Annotated in this window: 12 protein-coding genes; 4 read left to right on the top strand and 8 right to left on the bottom strand. The window is 42.4% G+C overall.

Translation table 11 applies throughout. The features are described from left to right. Positions 1–8: 8 nt before the first annotated feature. The 5 genes from AC787_RS06040 to AC787_RS06020 all read right to left on the bottom strand — a co-directional run bounded on the left by AC787_RS06040 (position 9) and on the right by AC787_RS06020 (position 9,374). Positions 9–887, bottom strand: coding sequence for a carbohydrate ABC transporter permease (locus tag AC787_RS06040; protein WP_054023951.1), 879 nt, complete (start codon positions 885–887; stop codon positions 9–11). Positions 888–904: 17 nt separating this feature from the next. Continuing rightward, the gene (locus AC787_RS06035) at positions 905–1,795 is read right to left on the bottom strand and encodes an ABC transporter permease (protein ID WP_054023950.1); all 891 of its coding nucleotides are present in this window, start codon (positions 1,793–1,795) and stop codon (positions 905–907) included. Between the two features lie 97 nt (positions 1,796–1,892). After that, positions 1,893–3,551, bottom strand: coding sequence for an extracellular solute-binding protein (locus AC787_RS06030; protein WP_054023949.1), 1,659 nt, complete (start codon positions 3,549–3,551; stop codon positions 1,893–1,895). A gap of 151 nt (positions 3,552–3,702) precedes the next feature. Next, entirely contained in the window at positions 3,703–7,662 is a 3,960-nt protein-coding gene (locus AC787_RS06025) for a glycosyl hydrolase-related protein (protein ID WP_054023948.1), read from the bottom strand. Between the two features lie 170 nt (positions 7,663–7,832). Continuing rightward, positions 7,833–9,374, bottom strand: a complete 1,542-nt coding sequence (locus tag AC787_RS06020; RefSeq protein ID WP_054023947.1) for a response regulator transcription factor — start codon at positions 9,372–9,374, stop codon at positions 7,833–7,835. A gap of 208 nt (positions 9,375–9,582) precedes the next feature. Between AC787_RS06020 and AC787_RS06015 the strand changes: the two genes are divergently transcribed. The 3 genes from AC787_RS06015 to AC787_RS06005 all read left to right on the top strand — a co-directional run bounded on the left by AC787_RS06015 (position 9,583) and on the right by AC787_RS06005 (position 13,389). Continuing rightward, on the top strand, positions 9,583–10,491 hold the full coding sequence (locus tag AC787_RS06015; protein ID WP_054023946.1) for an AraC family transcriptional regulator: 909 nt from the start codon (positions 9,583–9,585) through the stop codon (positions 10,489–10,491). Positions 10,492–10,625: 134 nt separating this feature from the next. Next, a complete protein-coding gene (locus AC787_RS06010) occupies positions 10,626–12,458 on the top strand; it encodes a class I mannose-6-phosphate isomerase (protein ID WP_054023945.1) in 1,833 nt (610 codons plus the stop codon). Beyond that, positions 12,448–13,389 carry an ROK family protein gene (locus AC787_RS06005; RefSeq protein ID WP_054023944.1) on the top strand — a complete coding sequence of 314 codons (942 nt, stop codon included), beginning with the start codon at positions 12,448–12,450 and terminating at the stop codon, positions 13,387–13,389. Before AC787_RS06010 ends, AC787_RS06005 begins: the two co-directional genes overlap by 11 nt. A 53-nt stretch (positions 13,390–13,442) precedes the next feature. Here the strand turns inward: AC787_RS06005 and AC787_RS06000 are convergent, their stop codons facing one another. From AC787_RS06000 to AC787_RS05990, 3 genes are all read right to left on the bottom strand, one after another. Further along, positions 13,443–14,606 (bottom strand): MFS transporter, encoded by a 1,164-nt coding sequence (locus tag AC787_RS06000; protein WP_054023943.1) that lies wholly within the window; start codon positions 14,604–14,606, stop codon positions 13,443–13,445. A 179-nt stretch (positions 14,607–14,785) separates the two neighbouring features. Then, entirely contained in the window at positions 14,786–17,680 is a 2,895-nt protein-coding gene (uvrA, locus tag AC787_RS05995) for an excinuclease ABC subunit UvrA (protein ID WP_054023942.1), read from the bottom strand. Positions 17,681–17,686: 6 nt separating this feature from the next. Next, positions 17,687–18,643 carry a nucleotidyltransferase domain-containing protein gene (locus tag AC787_RS05990; protein ID WP_054023941.1) on the bottom strand — a complete coding sequence of 319 codons (957 nt, stop codon included), beginning with the start codon at positions 18,641–18,643 and terminating at the stop codon, positions 17,687–17,689. Between the two features lie 238 nt (positions 18,644–18,881). Here AC787_RS05990 and AC787_RS05985 point away from each other — a divergent pair, with 238 nt between their 5' ends. Then, positions 18,882–20,393, top strand: a complete 1,512-nt coding sequence (locus AC787_RS05985; RefSeq protein WP_054023940.1) for an S-layer homology domain-containing protein — start codon at positions 18,882–18,884, stop codon at positions 20,391–20,393. The last annotated feature ends 18 nt before the right edge of the window (positions 20,394–20,411 follow it).

Below are 20,411 nucleotides of genomic sequence, written 5' to 3'. Positions count from 1 at the left end.
TTGTACACTTATTCCTTGACCGCACCCAGTACAATGCCACTGACAAAATACCGTTGCAGAAACGGGTAAATAAGTAGAATAGGAATCATAGATACGATAACCTTTGAAGCATTCAATGTACGATTGGAGATAGCCGATAAACGCCGCAGCTCATCCGGATCGGTCGTGTTCATGATCGAGTTCAAAGAGACGACAAGCTGTTGGATGTACGTTTGCAAAGGCCAATTTTCTTTGTGATTCATTAATATCATTCCATCAAAAAATGAATTCCAATGTCCGACAATCGAGAACAGCGTTACTGTAGCAAGAGATGGCAGAGCTGCCGGCATATAAACGGAAAACAAAGTTCTCCACGGGCCTGCTCCGTCCATATTTGCCGCTTCATCCAGCTCCTTAGGAACGGCGCGAAAGAAATTCATTAATAAGATAACATTAAAGACCGGTACTGCAGAAGGCAATACGAGTGCCCAAATCGAATCGAGCATACCATAGTTGTTGATTGTCATATACCATGGAATGAGCCCGCCGCTAAACAGCATCGTAAATACAATGAACCACATATAGACGTTTCTACCAGGGAACACGGAACTCGTTTTCGATAAAGGATAAGCCATTACCATGGTCAAAATAAAATTGATAGCTCCGCCAAGGATTACTCTCTTGATCGAGATTCCAAAAGAATTAAAGAAAGCTTGGTCCTCCAAAACCTTCTGGTACGAAGCCAAATTAAAATCTACAGGCCAGAAAAACACTTCCCCCGCATTCGCAGCTGAACTGCCGCTGAATGAAATCGCAATCGTGTTAATGATCGGAACAAGACATGCGAAGGCCGTCAAGGCAAGAATACAATATATTATAACGTCGGAAATATGCGTTTTTCTTACCATATGGATTCACTCTCACTTTAGAAGATTCGGTAATTCGCGTACTTGTACGCTAGTTTATAAGAGAACACGATTAAGACGAAGCTGATTACCGACTTTAACAAGCCTACGGCCGTCGCTAAACCATATTGCATTTCTTGTAAACCGATTCGGTACACATAAGTATCGATAATATCTGACGATGAATAAACCATAGGGTTATACATGTTCAATATTTGCTCGAATCCAGCATTCAGGACATTACCCAAACTTAAGGTAGTCAGTAATATAACAATCGGCGTCATGCTTGGAATCGTAATATGCATTAGTTGCTTAAATCGATTCGCTCCGTCAATCGCAGCTGCTTCATACAATGTCGTGCTGATCGACGTTATCGCTGCCAAATAAACGATCGTGCTGAAACCGAATTCTTTCCAAACGTCACTTACAACTAATATCGGTCGAAACCAAAAATTGCTAGTTAAAAACATAATCGGATCGATACCAAACCATTGTAATAACCCATTAATAAAACCGTTCAAAGTAAAGAAATTAAGAAAAATACCGGACAATATGACCCAGGACAGGAAATGTGGTAAATAGACAATCGTCTGTATGCTGCGTTTAAACAGTATATGTCTGACCTCATTTAACAATAAGGAGAATATAAAAGGTACGATTAACCCAAGCAAAATTTTACTGATGGCGATCACAATCGTATTTTTCAAAATCTGCATACTGTCAGGCAATAAAAACATATACTTGAAGTTATCAAAGCCAACCCAAGGTGAATGCCAAACGCCTTTGGTCGGAATAAAGTTCTGAAACGCAATGACAATGCCGAACATCGGAACGATACTGAACATAATCAACAGAATAATTCCCGGAATGAGCATGAGGTGATAATTAATAATGAATCTTGTGTTTTTCAATTGCTCCACCCACCTAAGAAATATTGAATAAGGTATTCCAAGATCCGGAAAACTTGCAATACCTTATTCGACTTGCCTCGTTTAATCGATCATCTGATTAGTTGCCAACTTCAGCTGTAACTTCCTTCGTAATGTCGTCTCCGCCAAGTTGTTTCCAGCTTTTAACAAATTTATCGAAGCTGTCCACGGACTCCACGCCCGTAATAATTTTCAAGAACATTTCGCTCTCCATTTTCGTTAAGTTGGTACCTTTCGTAAACATAGAAGGCGTCTGTCCGTAGAACACGGATTCGATTTTTTGTAATTTGTCCGTTCCCACTTCATGCGCGCCGGTAAAGAACGCCAGTTTATTCGCATAATTAGCAATATCCTGTTTTGGAGCTTTCTCATCGATAATAAGCGAATCGTATTTCGGCATTTGATCCGGTGATAGATTGGATGAGTCATGCTTAGCCAATGCATCGCTCAATGCTTCAGCATCTCGATATACGGCATCTTCATAGTTCAATTGAAGGTTAAACGGCCAGTTGAGCCAGCTGACACCCAAGCCTTCGTAAAGCGATTTTGCAGATTCATCCTTCAAACGAAGCCCTTCATATTGAACACTTAGTGCCTTAACCATAGCTTCTGGATGCTCAAAACCTTTATGCACGACCAAATATTGACCCGATGGTTTGGACAAAAGCAAGTTTCGTTTTCCGTTTTCACCCAGCGGTGCTGATAACGGGATCCATTCCGCATTTTTATCGTTTTTCACAGAATCGGATAACATCCAGCCCGCAAACCAAGGAGCAAATACCATGCCCGCCTTGCCGCTAGCGACCAAAGCCGCGTTGTCGTTCCATTTCCGCGTAACAAATTCCTTGTCGATCAAACCGTCAGCATACATTTCACGAAGCTTTTCAAGTGCTTTTTTTGTCTCTGGCATAATTGAACCGTTTGTAATGTTGCCCGAAGCGTCTTTAACCCATTGCTGAGGAAACGATCCATATGCTGCAAAAATAGGATCAAAAGTAAAGAACGCACCATCTGTATACATAATCGGATCACCGGTCAATCCAATCGTTCCATCTCCGCCAGTTTTTTGATCAACGAAAGCTTTGGATACAGCTGTAACTTCATCCATCGTAGAAGGCGGCTGCATGCCGACTTTGTCCAGCCAATCTTTGCGAACCCACAGCAATTGATGGTTGCCAGCCAAATTCGTATCCGGAAGCGCCAGAAGCTTTCCATCTATTGTTACCGAATCTAATACTCGACCCTTAAACGAATCATAGTATTCTTTAATTAAAGGCGAGGCGCTTTTGTCATAAGCCTCTTTCAAATCCGCTAGCATACCGGCTTCTGCTAATTTTTTGAATTGCGTTTCGTCTACAATCATCACATCTGGGACATTCGTGCTCGTAATGGCTAGATTCACCTTTTGTTTATACGCTTCTCCATCATCAACAGAAAACTCATAATTGATTTTCACGTTCAACTTATCTTCCACATACTTCAAGAACTGATTATTTTCCAGTGTATCTCCCTTAGGCAAATTATTGCCTGAAACTCCTTGCCTACCGATTGTCATCGTCACCTTATCTTTGTACGGTGTAAAAGTGTCCCAATTCGTATCTGCTCCAGCTGTCTCTGAATCAGGAGAATTGGCCGCACCCGATGGCTCAACCTCGTTAGCTTGGTTGCTGCTGCAGGCTGATAAAATACTCGACAACATAAATACGAACATCAATACCATTAAAAAATTGCGTTTCATACGTGACCTCCTAGATGATTTTTATATAAAATCGCTTACAGTTAAATTGTAAAAAATAGACGGTTTCTTCGAAATAATAAATTCTTTTGAATCACATGAATTTTTTTGGAGAGTGTATGAGTTATGTGAATATCCTACTTTTTCAAACAAATCAACGCGTATCTATGGGCAAGCTAGGCGCCTCAAATACTTGAAATTCAGATAAGCCAACATTCGCCCCTGCACCTTTTGTTACTTCAAATTTCACCCATTTCACTTTTTTTCGATCGAATGCCACTATTTTATCCATCCCGTCATTTGGAATGTCGCTCACACCTATGAATGTGCCATCACTGAATAGAAGCTTTCCTTCCATCGCATGATCTGCTAGATTCACCCGGTCATAAAGAACAATCTTATTGATTTCCACTTCACTCGGCCATTCTAATTGAATCCACGGATTTAGCTCACCACTCGATGCCCATTCTCCGCTGCCGTGTATGCCATACACATCATCAATTACTTTTGCAGCGCCATATTCATCATTAAACTGCGATGAAGCTGAAACCGCGGCCATACTTGCAATATTTCCATTAAAGGCTTGCGGCGGCGGTGTTGTTACGGCAAACTCGTTGTTTGATCGCGATAGATTGCCTGCGAAGTCATAAGCTTTTACCGTGTATGCATAATGCTCGCCACCCTTGGCTTCCGTATCCAAATAACTATTGTAAGAAGCCGATACATCACGAATTTCGTCGCCATTTCGATAAATCTTGTATCCCTTCACATCAACATTGTCTATCGATTTATTCCAAGCAAGCGAGATACGCGTATCGCTCTGTACATAGCCGCTAACATTTTTCGGCTCGCTTGGCGCAGTTTTATCCGTAATTTGTGCTTTCTCTGTTAATGCTGAAATGCTGAAATCCCCCTTCAAGCCGCCCTTTACTGCCCTAACCTTGTAATAGTACGGCTGTTTGCGATCCGATTTCACTTGCTGGTCATAGAAATGACTCGAACTCATTGCAGTTAAATAGCTTCCCGCACCCGGCTCAAAATCAGCAGTTGTTCCGCGAAATAGCTCATAATGTAATCCGTTGTCATCTTTATCAGCCTTCCAGTCGACTAGAGTTCCAGCAGTGTCCGTTTTAGCAGACAAACTTTTTACTTGATTCGGTTTTTTCCCTTTTAGCTCCACACGAATCGTTTTCCAGCCGTGTCCCTCTATCCGGAACGTAACTTTACCGCGTGTAAGTTTAAGAGGTTGCTTATCGTTTTCCACCAGGTCTGTCTCCGCTACTAACCTCGGATTAAACATGGACAAATCGACGGTAACGTCTGTGTCCATGCCAAGTGTCTCATTAAACCGCAAAATGATGCCTTCTCCATTCGATTCAGCAGACTTCGCCGCAGTTAGCACGACATGATCCTGATCGATGGATAGAAACTGGCCTTTATTTGCTTGTAAGCTTCGATTTTTCTGTTTCTCGGAAATAACCGATGCCCTGAGCGCATTATTGACCTCCATTCCAAACTGATCCGCCCTTCCTTGCTTCCAATCGCTTCCCTCATGAGAAGTGAGTGAATATTTAAACGTTACTGGCCCCGGTTGCGTTTTTTGAAAATTAACATGCCATTTGTTGTTGAACACATAATTATATATCCATGGCTTAGCCGTATTGTAATCCCACGGTCCAATTGCCGATCTTCGCTCGCCATACTGCACAATCGGATTAGAAAGAAGTGACATTGTAATACCATAATCGGTCTGATTCGATGCATCAATCCAGCGGTTCACTGTATAATAGGCTGTGGAAGATGAGTAAAACTGCTCATTATCAGGATTATTAATATCCGCATTCACATACGGTCTCACATCTCCGCTTGGCATTTCATGCCTGAGCATAAATTGCGGTACGTTCAATGGAAAGACAAAGAACGCTTCCTCATCCTGCGTCTGATAAGACGGTGCATCAGACTTCTCTACTTGATTAACGATGTCAATACGTGGAATTTCGTCGTATAACACCACGTTTCTTTTCATGTCATTCACTCCAACAGCCTTACCTAAAGCCGTCATCGTACCTGAAACGGGTCCAATCGCTTTCGTCAATTCAGATGACTCTACTTCATGTGTAGTTAGCACATCATGACTCATTTTTTTCGTCGTAAAATAAACGTAATCGTTCATCTGATAGGGTGCTTGCTGATCTACCATTTCTTTGTTCCCATGCGATTTGTCCAAAATACTTTGAATCGCTCCCGTTTCGTTGAACGTCACTTTAAAGTAATCGTTTTCAATTGTGTTGGACGTTGTTTTTATGTTGGAGTGAAATAGGGGATCATCCTTCCGCTGCACAATGCTGAACATTTTGTATCCAAGTCCCTTTATGTTCGAAGCAACAAAAGCAACCGTTCCATTCTCTCGTTTCTCATATTTTACGGGTTTCCCTGTTTCTTTATCGACAATATCAAAATGCTTTGGCAGCTTTCCCGCATCCACCTCAACAACGTCAGAACGCACCCAGGAAAGTGCATTATAGACAGCTATCTCCGGCCCATTTGTTGATATCTCCTTACTTAACGCCGTTAGTGAATTTTCCATCACTTGATCTGATAGTTGATTGGCTGTTATGGCATTATTTCTCTTCCAGCGCCATTGATCATCTGGTTTTGGAAATTCGCTGCCCCATGAATGCTCGTCGTAAATAATCATATTTTTATACGCAGTTGCAATATCTTCATACGGGTATGGTGAATGATCTGTGAAGAGGTTCGCCATCGTCGCATATAACTCCGCTGCTGGCAGCTTATCATGATTTTCCTTGTTGATAGCCGTCTCAGCTGATGTAGAAGATACGCCGTAATTCCACCAATCTTCCATATTTCCTTTGAATGCCGGGACTTCATCCTTATAGTTGTCTTCGATGTAGCTGAAATAATCACTGACTGTCGAGCTGATGAATTGCGGGTATACATAATCGCGGCCTTGACTGTCTTTTTTCGCATTTAATGATTTGATGTTGTCTTTCACTGCTGCTGTAATTCCTTGATTATCATAAGGCGTCGTAAAATTAGTGACAATGGCGTCATAAGGATACGATTCATTATGGTAGTCCATAATGCTCTTGGTTGCCTTTTCAAAAGTCATATTGCTGTCGCTATTACGGAAATCCAACTCATCCGTACTGTAATGACCGTAATTATAGGTTAATAACTGATGATTAGCGACTTTTCCTTGATAATAAAATAGTTTTGGATAAGGAATAAGCGGGTCCGGATTTTGCCGAAGCATGGCATATTTCACGCCCGACTCCACCATGGCATCGACCGCTGCCCATGAGAATCCAGGACTGTCCGTCATATGAAGAACCTCATTGGGGCTTACACCTAGTTGATCTTTTAGATGACGGGCTGAATAGTAATTAATACGCGCCAATTGCTCTGTGCCGAGTCCTCCATATACGATATTGACGTAGCTGTTAGGGTAACTCATCGATCCATTTTTCAAATTATTCTTTAATGTCTCGAACCAATCTGCATCCTTCGCATTTCTGGCAGCGTCATATAACATATAGGATGACTCGATCGGATACTTGAAACGATCATGATCTTCCCACGTATCGGTCTCCTGAATATTCCGAAATGCATCATCCAAATAACCAGGAAAGATACTGTTGTTTAATTGCTCCTGATCGTTCGTGTAACCAATGTCTAGGTGCATGTCATGCGCAACGTATACTTTCCAGTGACGAATTTTCTTTTGTGGTTTTGATAAAGCTGCAACAGCCTTCCCGTCCCCTGCTTCGTTATTGTAAATCTCAAATGAAACAGAGTCACCGTCGTTTTGCAGCTCTGCCACATCGACAATAACCTCACTGCGTTCCTTGCCTACCACGCCAATCGCTTGCATATAAGGCTCCATACCCTCAATGGATATTTTCACCCATCCGTCAAACGATTCCCCATCATTTTCTACAACCAGCTCGGTCTCGGATTTCAATTGCCCGCCATCATTAATCATCCATGGCCTCTGTACGATCTCGGTAATCTCGCATGCTGCCAAATCCGATGCTGATAACGAAGAGCCGCCGAATGTATTCCATACCGTACAAAATACTAAAGCATACATTAACCTTTTCCTCATAAATTCATCCAACCTTTCAACAAAGTATAGATTGCAAAATCATCGTATACCCCCCATAAATGTGGGTAAATGTTAAATATTTTTGATTCATATGAAATAATTTAGATCACAAAAAAAGCCGTCGTTATCTCGACAGCTTCAGCTAATCTTATCTATTATTCAATCATTTCTCGGTATTTCTGCGGGCTGACTCCATAGTGTTTTTTGAACGTCAAACAAAAATACGAAGAATTCCAATATCCTACATTCTCGCATATATCGATAATTTTCATATTTGTTTTGTGAAGCATTTCCTTCGCCTGTTCCAATCGGTACATCGTAATATACTTAATTAAGCTTTGCCCTGTTTCCTTTTTGAACAAATGGCTTAAATAGCTTGGATTTAAAGATACATGTTTAGCAATGACCTCCAAGCTGACATCATTCATAAATTCCTTTTCAATCATTCTTACGACTTGCATCACGATATGGCTTTTCGTATCATCGTTTCGGACGTTGCTTCCATGAATTTCAGTTAAAGCGTTTAGAACAACTTCTTTTACTTGAACAATCGTGTCGCTCTTGAAGATTTGCTCAACTGTTCGTTTAAAATCAATTTCTTGTTTTTTCTCTGACTTTTCATATGCTTTCTTGATCATTTCCGAACATAAATATTTAACATAGATGGCTGAAGAACTGCCTTTCTGGCTCAAATGATTAAATAACAATTCAATGCTTTTAGCGGCATCTATGTAATCATTGTAATCGATATATTGGTGGATATTAGCCAGAATGGTATCGATACTATCAATGGTTGGGACACACTCTGAAAAATCATCCCCAGAATATAAAATAACGTTGTTTTCAAAAAAGAATTTATAATCCGCAGTCTGCTCAATTTGCGTAAACGACTCGGCCGCTGACCTCAAATTTTCTAGCACAGGACCATAAACAATGCAACAATAACGGTGAAATTGTTCAGTAATACGATTTGCCAGCACTTCGCTGAACGCTTTTACCTGCAGTTCCCCTAGCTTGTCCGAACAATGGATAAATATAACGCATTGAAATTCATTGAGATTCAACAATTCATAATCACTGCTGACCACTTCTTTTACGAGATCAAGGAAATTTTCATTATGCCTGTCGAAAAACCGTTCGGTAAAATCGATAAGTAGTAAAGCAAACTTCTTGTCCGCCAACGGCATATTCATTTCAGATATTTTTGTTTCAATATCGAGTGTTGTCCCATTAAGAAGTTCCATCAGCAATTTATCTTTTTCGTACTCCATTCCTTTCTGATAACCTTCCAGCAATTTCGCTGTTTGAATTTTGTCTGCCTCTTTCATTTTGCATTTCTCAACCACACGTGACATAACGTCAGTGAACTCATTCACCTCCATTGGCTTAAGTAAATAACTTGATACATTTGAATGCAGCGCTCGCCGAGCATAATCAAATTCACCAAAAGCACTGTATATAATAATTTCAATCGAAGGCATCGTGCGGCTTACTTCTTCTGCTAATTCTAAGCCGCCCATAAATGGCATCTTTATATCCGTAAGCAATATATCGATTGGGTATGCATGAATGTATTCTAAAGCCTTCTCGCCATTCTCAGCTTCTATTACATGTAAATCATATTTGAATTTCTCGATCAATAACTTGATCCCGTCTCTCTCGATCTTCTCATCATCTACAATCAATATCGTAGCCATAGAGGCCCCTCCTGACTCTTTTGAATTGTTTTTCATGATACCGACAATCTTTTATTGCTTAATATTACATACTTCGATCATCATCGTCTAGTTACTTATCTTCACATATTATTGCCGCACTTTAGCTTTATAGAAATATTTTTGATAGAATCAAAGTGCGTTACGGGCTATTCATTTCTATTTAAATGTAATGTGAAGGGGTTTATTTATGCATTATCAAACCTATAGAAGAGCGAATGCGCTTCTCAATCAACATATCCCGGAAATCGTAAATGATCAGGTTTCATTTCGTATACATTACTGGGGATTCATGCCGCAGCATTATAATACTTCACTCCATAGACATTCCTTTTTTGAAGTATGTTATGTGCTGCAAGGTGATGGAAACTACGAAGATAACGGAAGCATCTACCCTTTGCATGATGGGACTTTGTTCTGCTCAAGACCCGGCATATGGCATCAAATTCGCAGCGATGAAGGTCTTGTATTGTTTTTTGTCGCATTTGAAGTCGATGAGTCCAGAACATCCGATGCGTATTGCCGCAATTTCCGAAGTCTGATCCATCGTGGCAAAATTGTTGCCGATCCCCCGGACGCCAACATATCTGCTCAGATTTGGCAGACTATCTTTGGCTTGGTCGAAAGTCCAAAGCCTGTTTCCAAAGATATGCTCAAACATCTTAGCTTATCCTTGCTTCTTTCTTTCCTGCAAGGGCTTTCTCCAGATCTGGATCAGGAGCTTGAATCCTTGGGGGAGGATAGCGAAGAGCATCGCCAACTAACGCGAGCCAAACTATATATTGAGGACAATTTGTCTGCATCCTTGAGTGTCGAGCACATCGCTCAAGAACTAAGCATTTCCGTGCGGCATTTATCGAGGCTCTTTCATTCTCAGTTAGGTCAAACTCTCGTGCATTACATTCAAGAACGAAGAGTGCAAAAAGCAAAAGAATGGCTGCTGCACAGTGATATCGCAATTAAAGAAATTGCGAAGAACACTGGGTTCGAGTCCGTTCATTATTTCACCCGTGTTTTCACTAAAAAATTAGGTGTAGCTCCAGCTAGGTTTCGCAAATCCCAGTTTGCGGACGGTAGACAAAATGGACAAAAACCTTGAACATATTGCATTATCTTTTTATGAATCTTTAGTTTAATGTCCGATTTGTACAAAAAATAGTGCTTTGTTTCTAAATCATTAATAATTAAAACTCCTTACAATGAGATTATTCATAATATAGGAGAGTGAAATACATGTTCGAGAAAAGACCTGTCAATCCCATTCGCTTTCAACATCATATCCAGCCAGGTGCGGATGCGCCTTTTGCTCAAGAAAGCTTGCAACAAGGTTTTGAGGCCATTATTGCTCCGCTTATTCGTTTAGCTGAAGAGGAACAGCATACGATCATCCGTGTTGCCTTTGATGGAACACACGGCGCTCATTTTCAATCTGTTCTCCAAAGAACACTGGATACACTTGAAAAACAAGGTTATCCGGTGGTTATCATAGGTACCAATAGTTTTGTAAAAACGAGCGAACAACTACGTAAACAATTCGATCATAATATTACAGACAACCGCGCTTTCGGGTATTTTACAGAAGGAACGATCGAAGATTATTTTAAAGCGGATGCAAAGCCACTGGCTTCTAAATATATCGATGATGCTATTGCTGCGAACCCTTTATCCAGCATGCCGACATTCGTCATTACCTTTGGTCCTGGGGCCTATTGGCTTGGCGGTGGACAATACGATATTACGTATTTCCTGGATGTCTCCCGCGAATATCAACAAGTCGAACACAAAAAGCATCTACTTAATTTCGGTTTTAATTGGAATCGAGATGATGTGGAGAAATATAAAATATCCCTGTTTGTGGAATGGCCAATTCTCGAAACGTATCGTAAGCAGACTTTAGAGCTTGTTCATTATTACATCGATATGAACGAGCCAAAATCGCCAATGCTGACAACTACCTTCGCCTTGCGTCAAATGATTGCCGAGATTGCAAAATCGCCAATGCGCGTAAAACCATTTTTTGCGCCTGGTGTTTGGGGAGGACAATTCCTTAAACAATTCGCGGATTTGCCGAAGGATTGGGTCAATTGTGCATGGGGGTTTGAGCCTATTGCGCCTGAAAACTCCATTTTAATACAATATGCGGACAACCAGATCGAGCTGCCTTTTCTCACGGTGATGCATTATGAACACCCGAATATTTTAGGAGATCGACTCGTCAAGCTATTCGGAGATTATTTTCCAATTCGATTCGATTATCTCGATACGATTGATGGCGATAACCTGTCATGTCAGGTACATCCAAAACAAGAATATATTCGAGAGCATTTCAACGAGTTTATGGCGCAACAGGAATCCTATTATATTATGGAAAAACAAGGCGATTCCAAAGTCTATTTGGGCTTGACTGATGATTGCACGAAAGAAGGGTTTTATGATGCCGTACAAGCCGCTCAAGAAACGGGCGTTCCACTTGAATTAACGGATTACGTGAATTCGTTTGATGCGAACAAAGGCGACTTGTTCCTCATTCCTACGGGCACCGTGCATACATCTGGGAAAGATAATTTAGTGCTCGAAATCTCATCTACAACGTGGTGGTTTACCTTTAAAATTTATGATTTCCTTCGTAAAGGCTTAGATGGCAAACCGCGCCCAATTAACATCGACCATGCTTTTGACAATATTGATTTCCATAAAAAAACGAATTGGGTACAAGAAAATCTCATCCCTGCCCCTGCACTTCTTCAAGCACAAGGGGAAAATGAGGAGTATTTGTTAGGTCAGCGCGATGATTTGCTGTTCTATGTACATCGAGTTCATTTGCATGACACGTGGAAAGACAACACAAATGGCGAGATGGTCATGTACAACTTGGTTGAAGGTGAGAAAGTACGAATCGTCTCCTGCGCAGATGAAACGGTTTATGTAGAATTTAGATATGCAGAATCCTATATTCTACCTGCAATATTCGGAGAATACAAAATCGTTAACCTTGGCGAAAAACCATGTAAGTTAATTAAAGCAGGCGTATCCAAGGCTTGGGATGTGAGTCTCCTTGAAATCTAAAACTGTCTTAGCACTCGACGTAGGCGGTACTTTTATAAAAACGTGCATTGTAGAGAATGGCGTTCTCCTAGCAGAGAGCCGTAAACAATTCCCTGCTCTGGCAGACCAGGATGCTAACACGATTATCGATCAATTTATGACTATTTTCAAATTGCAATACGAGTTTTATTACTCAAGTTTGACCAACAATGAAGTGGATAACGAGTGGCATATCGGAATCGCATTTCCAGGCCCATTCGATTATTCGCAAGGCATTAGTTATGTCCAAGGTTTGAGCAAATTCGAAGCTATTTACGGAATGAATGTGAAGAAGCTTTTCCAAGAACGTTTCCAAAAATCGAACGAGCAATGGGCAAAAGATTTGCTTCATGCCGATATTCTTTTTGCGAATGATGCTGGACTGTTCGCGTTAGGCGTAAGTATACAGTTTCCGCAAGATCGGTTTATTTCATTAACTTTGGGCACCGGTCTCGGCTCTGCTTTTATCGACCATTCACGAATGATCGAACAGGGTCCGGGAGTCCCCCCGAATGGTTGGTTATACAACGAACAATATCGAGACGGGGTTGTAGATGATGCGTTTTCCCGCAGAGGCATCCTACAGCTTGCTAAGGATTTTGACGCATTGGGTCCAGGAATGGACGTGAAGGAAATTGCTGAATCAGCAAGACTTGGAAATGGCCGCTGCAGAGAAGTTTTTCTCGAATTCGGCAAACGTCTCGCAGAAATGCTCACTCCGTATATAACGGCTTACAAACCGAACAGCATTATTTTAGGCGGACAAATTTCGAAAAGTTATGATTTGTTCGGTCCAACCCTTCAACTTCATTTAAGTTCAAATCATGTTCAAATTCACACTTCGGAAAACTTGCTTGAAAATACATTTTTAGGAATTTCGCGAATGTTCGAACAAAGAGAAGCTCAGGGTTAACCCCGAGCTTCCCTTTTTGATTTTTGAGACATTGAACATCTGACCTCATTCACTTATACAGCTTCATCCGTTACAGAGAGCCTTTTCCCATAAACCCTATAAAGAATAAGACCGAACAGCATTCCCAAAAAAGATATGGCTGAAATAGACAAATAAAGAGCCTTGCCGCCAAAGCTTCCATACACAGCCCCTCCTACATAGGAGGCTAAAATCCCTGAAATACCGAAGAATAGCAGCGCGAGCACCGTCTGGCCTGTGGCACGCCATTCCGTAGGAACAATGCGATAAAGATATTGAATGGCTGCCGAATAGAACACCGGGAAGGTCAACAGCTGTAAAATTTGCAAATACGCGAGCAGGTGTGGATCGGTAATCCAAGCTGACAGAAAAAAACGAAGGAAATAGAACACGGCTGAAAAAGAAATAATAAGCAGCTCTTTGCCTTTACGCATCCACCAAAAGCTTAGAGCGAACACTACAATTTCACTTCCTGCTGCCAAGAAAAAAGCTTGTCCTACCAATTCGGTACTCCCGCCAAGCTCACGAATGTATACGCCAAGGAAGGTATCGTTCATTCGTGCTGGGACGGAACAGATAAACACTAAGAGCAGAAACATAAGTGTCTCTTTGTTGCTAATAAAATGCTTGAGACTGGTTAAAGTAACGGGCTTGCCTGTAACAGGCGCATCTGGCATTACCCAGCCTATAATGAAACTGATTAAACCGATTCCGCCAAAAAGCAATGCCAAGCTGTGTTCGCCGAAATATGAAATAACGTAACCTGTGAGCAGCGCTGCTAAAGCATAGCCCAATGCGCCATAAGTACGGATGGAGCCATAGCTGGTTCCTGAAGATTCGGCAATCGTAAAATTTAAACTTTCCGTCAGCGGATCGATTGACATCAGGAAGAAGTAAAGCAGCATTGCGTACAGTATAAGCTGCGGATAACTGCTGGAATCATAAAGCAAGTAACCGATTATGGTTGAGAACATTAGCAGTACAAGCAATACTTTACGAATTGATTTGGTTCTATCGCTTATCATCCCCCATAAAGGTTGTGCGATTAGCGTTACAAATCCGCCTGTCCCAATGATGAAGCCAATTTGCGAAGGACTTAGTCCTTGTACATCTAAATAGACCGGAAGGAATGAAATAAACATAGCCAGCAGTGCAAAATACAAAAAGTTAAAGCCTCGTAATAAGTTTGATGCCTTCATAAAAGTTTAGTTCCTCCACATGTTTCTTGAAAAATAACAATCTCAATCTTTTATTCTACCATGAAATGAATTTTTATATGTGGAATAAAACTAAAAACGGCATCTCTGCCGTTTTTGGTTTCCACGTTTTATGGGACTAAATCGATTTCGACAGCCATTTACATCATTTCTAGAGCATATTACAGATTAATCTGTTCAGTAGGAACAAGCATCTCACACAAAAACTTACCGGTTAGCGAGCCTTCCGTCCGCGCCACCTCCTCCGGCGTTCCGAACGCGACGACCATCCCACCATTCTTGCCGCCTTCCGGCCCCATATCTATGATGTAATCAGCTACTTTGATCATATCCAGATGATGTTCAATAACGATGACAGAATGACCGGCGTCTACGAGCTGATGAAGACAATCGATCAGCTTCTGAATATCCTGCAAATGCAAGCCTGTCGTCGGCTCATCGAGAATATAAAGATTGTGGGAACCCCTTGATAATTTGCTTAGCTCCGTGGCGAGCTTAATCCGCTGAGCTTCTCCGCCCGACAACGTTGTTGACGATTGCCCAAGACGTAAATATCCAAGTCCTAACTCGTTTAAAACGTTCAATTTGTGCAAAATATAAGATTGGTCGGCGAAAAACAATGCAGCTTCCTCTATGCTCATCTCCAAAACCTGAGCTATATTCATCTCACGAATACGGACTTCAAGAACTTCTTCGTTAAACCTAGCCCCCTGACACACCGGACAAACTGATTCTACATCCGGCATAAATTGAAGCTGGGTCGTTACCATTCCTTCGCCTTGGCAATTTTCGCATCGTCCGCCTTTCTGATTGAAGCTAAAATCGTTTTTAGTCAACGTACGTCCGCCCTCGCTAGCTGCCTTCGCATACAAATCGCGAATTTTATCAAAGAAACCTACATAAGTAGCCGGGTTAGACCTTGTGCTTCGTCCGATCGGAGACTGATCAATATTGATGGTTCCGGTCAAATGCTCGTGACCCGTCAGTGAATCATGTTCCCCAGGAACAATGCGTGCATCACGGATGACAGCATGAAGCTGCTTGCCAATGACCTCGTGGATGAGCGTGCTTTTGCCTGAACCAGAGACGCCTGTAATACAGACCATCACGCCAAGCGGTATGTCGATATTTACATTGCGCAAATTGTTCGCCCTCGCACCTCGCAGCGATAAAACCTGACCACTCGGCTGCCTGCGTGTGGACGGCACCTCAATGTTCCGTTTGCGTGCCAAAAAAGATCCCGTGATGGAGTCTGGATTCGCCCGCAGCTGTTCTGAGGTTCCCTCAGCAACCACATAACCCCCATGCAATCCCGGTCCAGGCCCGATTTCGATAATGTGATCGGCACTGCAAATCGTATCCATGTCATGCTCCACGACAATAATCGTATTGCCGATATCACGCAGCTTTCTCAAGGTGTCGATGATACGAATGCTATCTCTAGCATGTAGACCGATACTCGGCTCGTCCAGCACGTATAACATGCCCATCAGCCCCGAGCTGATTTGAGTAGAGAGACGAATTCGCTGCGCCTCCCCGCCAGAGATCGTATCCGAACGACGTCCGAGACTTAAATAATCAAGTCCGATATCCAGCAGCAGGTTTAATCGTGTCTGAATTTCGGAAGTAACCTGCTGACCTACATTTGCATGCTGCTTTGCATACTTAATGGATGACAGAAATGTATTCAACTCGACAAGCGAATAGCTGCTCAGCTCATGAATGTCGGCGCCTCCGACTTTCACACGGAATCGCTGCGGTCGCAGCTTTTTTCCTTCACAATCGGGACACGTATGTTCGACCATAACCCGCTTATAAAACTCATCCTCGTTTGAGGATTGTGTTTTGCGTTTCAGGTAGAGCTTGTACCACCAATTGATGATATGAACTAAACCACCAAAGCTCATTAGCTTGCCAGCGTGCCGCAATTGTGATTTGGAGGCTTCTTCCCCGGGAATGAAAGGAAATTTCTCCCCTTTTGTACCGTACATCAAGATTTTCTTGATTTCCTCCGGCAAATCCGTATACGGCGTATCGAGACTAAACCCGTAATGGCTCGCGAGACTCCGAACGCTTGTCCAATGCCAAGTGCCGGTGCTCGGACCAAGCAGCTTCGCGTCAATCGCTCCTTTATTGATGCTCTTTTCCGCGCTCTTGATCAGGAATCTGGCTTCGGTACGCATAAATGTTCCGATGCCGCCGCAAGTTCGGCAAGCGCTGTTCGGATCGTTAAATGAAAAGTAATTCGCTCGAAGCTCTCCCATCGTGAGTTGATGCTCTGGACATGCAAAGCCCTGATAGAATCGATCACGGTCGTGCTTCGCATCGGCTGGTGTATTGACGATTTCGAATCGAATAAAGCCTTCCCCTACTAGCTTCAAACTGTTCTCAATTGTTTTCGTAAGCGCTTTGAACGAATCCGGCTGAACAATAACCTTATCGACAATGACCTCAATTCGGTAATCCGCCTCTTCATCCAGCTCTAACGTGTCACTGAGGCTGAGCTTTTTCCCGTCAATTCGAATCATTCGAAACCCCTTGGAACGAATTTCATCGAAGGTCGTTTCATAATTTTCACCGTAAATCTTATAGACCGGCGCAAGCACCTCTAACTCTGTGCCAATCGGCAATTGTCGGATATGATCGATCATTTGTCCTGCTGATCTGATCGGTACGGGATGCTCACAGAAAGGGCAGCATGCTTCTCCAACCGATGCAAAGAGCAGCCTCATAAAGTCATAAATATCCGTCATCGTGCCGACCGTTGAACGCGGGTTAACGATTCCTTTTTTTTGCTCAATGGCAATGACTGGAGAAAGTCCAAACACAAAATCAACGTCCGCTTTCTTAAGTTGATTCATCCGACTCTTAGCAAACGTTGAAAGCGATTCCAGAAATCTGCGTTGTCCTTCTCCGTAAATCACCTCAAACGCAAGCGATGACTTGCCTGATCCGCTGACTCCAGTAATGACCGTCAGCTTGTCCCGCGGAATATTAACGTCAATATTTCTTAAATTGTTTTGTCTAGCGCCCCTAACTTCTATAAACTGTCTCATTATTCTTCACATCTCCCACATTGGCTCTTCGAATTGTTCGTACAAATAGGCGGGCTCGAGCAGCATGATTCGGCTTTTCGGCGTCGCCTTTCTTTCCGATTCCAACTTCATTAGAAACCCTCTCTCAGCCAGCCAATCGCAAGCTGTTGTTATGGAGCCTGCATCAATATCAATAATTGTGCTGAACTTCATGACGATATCCGTCACGGTGCGAATGTCTCCTTCTTCTTTCAAGTAAGCGAGCACCGGATTGAACAAAAGCTCCGCTCTTTCATTCAAATAATAGTTAACAAGCTCTATAGCTGCCCGAACCTTTGGTTCGGTAACCTGTTCACATACAAGCTCCGTGTAAACCTTACGAAAGAAATCCGGATTATACGAAAGTGCCTGCTGAACAGCCTCACGCGATGGAACTTCTGCATGCAGCAGCACTTCGATCTGAGCCAGCACATCAACCATTTTGATCAACCAGAAAGCGCTATAAGCAGCATCTTGCTTCACGTATAGCCATTTCTCCGATTTAGCAAGCAAACTGAGCACATGACAGCCAAGACGTTGCAGTTGAATCTGCCTGTCGCGTTCACCGATATAACGAATCTCTTCAAAATATTCAGTTATAGAGGCATCCTTCGTGAACAGCAGTGTGCTGCGCACAAGCATCGACTGCTGAAATGAGCCGCTGACGGAACGCTCCATCCACCTCTTAAACTCATTGCGCGTCTGAATGCTGGCATTAATGGGGACATCATTTTCTACAAAACAAACATAACTGTTCTTTAGCTTCTGATCGTGAACGATCAGCTTGAGGTCAATATCCGATTTCTCCCACACTTGATCATAGGATAGGCTTCCAAAAAGCACTGCCGCAATTATTTGTTCGTCCTGCCGAATTTTTTCGACAAATTGACTTAGTGACTCTCTAAATAGTGTCGTTTTATCCTCGTTGGCTTTTTGTAATCCCATGAGCCACTCCCTTTCCCATCTATCAACTACCTTATATTAATATATACCAGAAAAAGGATGGATCTATCAATTCTATTATGTTTGTTCCATTTATTTTTCGTGAGTCACAGGATACAATTTCGAGAATGTTAATCTGGATTTTATAATTTATTAATAACTGGTTTCTTGGGTGTTTAACTCTCTCCTCTATTATAGAAATATGCAATGACAGCCGAAATGAACTGAGGAGGATTTACCTATGAGAACCTATTCGAAAAAAGTAGCAGCCCTACTGGTTGCAGCAGCACTAGGATCATCTACCATTCCATTTGCCGTAATGAATGTATCCGCAGCACCCGCAGTTAACGCAAAAGTGGTTGCAGCAACCTCACAATTGTCCAATCAAGAAATAGAAGCAGCTGTTAAAGAGCTCGCAAAGCTTGGAGTAATGCAAGGTTATCCAGATCAATCCATGGGCACTTTGAACCGCATTAATCGCGCTGAACTTGCCAAAATGATCGTAAAAACTTTCCTTCTCGAAGACACAACTCCAAATCCAGTGACACTAACGGATGTGAGTCCGAATGCTTGGTATGAGGATTATGCAGCAATCGTTGTAGGGCTTGGCATCATGCAAGCTGAGAACGGTCAATTTCAACCCCGTACTACGGTAACAGCTGAAGAGCTTGTTCAAGCGGTATCCAAAGCATTAAAGCGTGATCTTAAGTCGGTGAACGCATGGGCTAGCACATTCAACTCTGCGAATAACATCCTAACTCGCGGCGAAACCGCATATTTATTACAAACTGCACGGAAAGCCATTCCTTCGGACCAAGCTAAGATTACAAACGTCAAATCGCTAAATGCCATTACACTCATCGTCACTTTCGATAAGCCGCTTACGTCAACGGACGAAGTGTTCGCAAAGGCGAAAGCAGATTTTGTATTTAATGATGGTCTTACTCTAACGAATATGCCACGTCTAAAAACAGGCTCCATCGCAACTTATATCGTTCCAACTTCGGTTCAACAAGAAGGAATAACTTATAATCTCGCTTATAAAGGCCAACAAGCAGCTACATTTGCTGGAAATGCAACGAAAGTAAATATGACAACAGCAAGCCAAGTTACGAATGATACTCTCGAGGTTGAATCGCTTCAAGCGAACGGAGTAGTTGATTATGGTTATATAATCTCAGCATACAGCGGCGGCCGAGGCGCGAATGCATTCATTCTCGATGAGAACAACCAAGCAGGCGGCAAGACATTCCAAATCATCCCGTCGATGCAAGCACGCCAAGTGACCATTACTCCTGAAGGCGGACAACCGATTATTGCGAAATATGTACCGTTTACACAATCAACAGATGGCAAGCAAGAGCCTAAATTCCGTCTTCCTGAAGGGCAAGTATTGACGCCCGGCGTGACCTATATGGTAACATCAGATTGGGCGAATATTGCGAACGCTACTTTTGTAGCAAAAGAAATCCCAACTTTGCAGTTAACTGGTGCTGAAGCCGCTAATGACACTTCCATTCTTGTATCACTAGCAGAAGATCCAGGAGATGAGCTATTCTCTGGCCGCAGCGTCGAATTAACGGCTCCGAATGGAGAGAAGATCGTTGCTTCCTATAAATATTCCAGCCGCAAGGGAGCAGTTGGCGTATTCGATCTGACGAACGACGCGAAATTAACGACGGGAACAACGTACACGGTAAAACCGATCGGTGCTTGGGCAACATCATCAAATGTATCATTGACCTTGAAATAAGTTAATTTTCGAGAAAGG

It is taken from the genome of Bacillus sp. FJAT-28004 (assembly GCF_001280845.1).
GTDB lineage: Bacteria > Bacillota > Bacilli > Paenibacillales > Paenibacillaceae > Pristimantibacillus.
This window is presented reverse-complemented; position numbering and strand designations above follow the sequence as displayed.